Source organism: Frankia sp. CeCAU1 (genome assembly GCF_977971845.1).
In genome coordinates this window covers 1-1,347 of sequence record NZ_CDWWXA010000239.1, presented here as the reverse complement: position 1 = coordinate 1,347, position 1,347 = coordinate 1, and the positions used below count along the sequence as shown (strand labels likewise).

The window sequence follows — 1,347 nt, the reverse complement described above, 5'->3', positions numbered from 1 at the left end:
GTCCGCACCGCCACGCCCGGCGCACAACCGGCTCGCGGCCTACCGTCGCCGCCGTGAGCTCGCCGGGCGTGGCGGTGCGGACTCCGCCGGCACGCCCGCCGCCCGGGCCGACCTCGCCACCCTGCCGCTGGCCGCCGGTCGGCTGCGCGCCGAGGACCTCGCCGCTCAGGTGCGCGCCCTCGCCGCCGAGCTGACCTGCACCCTCGACGCCTTCAGCCGGCAGATGTCCGCCCTCGGCGACGTCACCGCCGTCGAGGCTGCCGTCGAGGCGGCCGAGGCCGAAGCCGCCGAACGGGTCGCCGAGGCGGTGGCCCGTGCCGTGCGCGCCGAGCAGCGGGCCCGCGCCGCCGAGACGGCCCGCGCCGAGGCCGAGGCCGTCGCCGGCGAGGCGGTGAGCGCCCTGGAGGACGCCGAGACCCGCCTGGCCGCCGCCGAGGCGGCCAAGCGGCAGGTGGTCGAGCACTCCGCCGAGACGGTCCGCGCGGCCAACGACGCCGCCGAGGCGGCCCGCGTCGAGGCCGACGCGCAGGTCCAGGCCGCCGCCGCCCGCGCCGCCACCGAGATCGAGGCGGCCCGCGTCGAGGCCGCACGGCGCATCGACGAGGCCGTCGCCGCCCGGGAGCGGGCCTCGACGCGGCTGGAGGAGGCCCGGCGCGCCGCCGAACGCGACGCGCACACCCTCACCGAGCTACGCGCCGAACGCGACGCCCTGCGCGAGGACATCCGCCGCGAACGCGCCGAGGCCGAGCGGGTGCGTGCCGAGGCGGCGGCGCAGCTCGACCAGGGCCGAGCCGCCGCGGCAGCCGAGGCAGAGCGGGTGCGTGCCGAGGCGGCGGCCGAACTCGACCGCGTCCGCTTCGAGGGCGAGGCACGCCTGGCCGGCGAACGTCAGGCCGCCGCCGAACGTCTCACTGTGATCGGCGAGGCCCGCGCCGAGGCCCGGGCCCGCGCCGAACGCGCCGAACGCCAGGTCGACGAACTGACCGCGGAGCTTCGCGCCGTGCGCGCCAGCCCCACCCGCCCCGACCCCACCTGATCAGGCCCCACCTGATCAGGATCGCTCTCGTCCGGCGGGCAACACGGACCGGTGCGTGAGCACGGATGCGACGTGGGTCAGGGCACGGCGCAACGCGCGACGCGGAACCCCACGTCGTCGAGGTGGAAGGCCGGGTGGCCGCGGCGGCGTACGGAGGCCCGGCAGCTCCAGTGCTCGTCGAACCACCCGCCGCCCCGCAGCACCCGATAGGTGCCGTAGACCTCGGTGTCGTACAGGTCCCAGCACCAGTCCCACACGTTGCCCAGCATGTCGTACAGGCCCCAGGAGTTGGGCTGTTTGCCGCCCACGTC

The 1,347-nt window shown here is 77.8% G+C and carries 2 protein-coding genes; one reads left to right on the top strand and one right to left on the bottom strand.

The features are described 5' to 3' along the window. Positions 1 to 1,036: hypothetical protein (locus AC08OO_RS22900; protein ID WP_476619063.1), on the top strand; the 1,036-nt coding region annotated here is incomplete at its 5' end. Between the two features lie 77 nt (positions 1,037 to 1,113). Here the strand turns inward: AC08OO_RS22900 and AC08OO_RS22895 are convergent. Then, positions 1,114 to 1,347, bottom strand: a 234-nt coding sequence (locus AC08OO_RS22895; RefSeq protein ID WP_476619062.1) for a formylglycine-generating enzyme family protein, incomplete at its 5' end; no start/stop codon positions are given.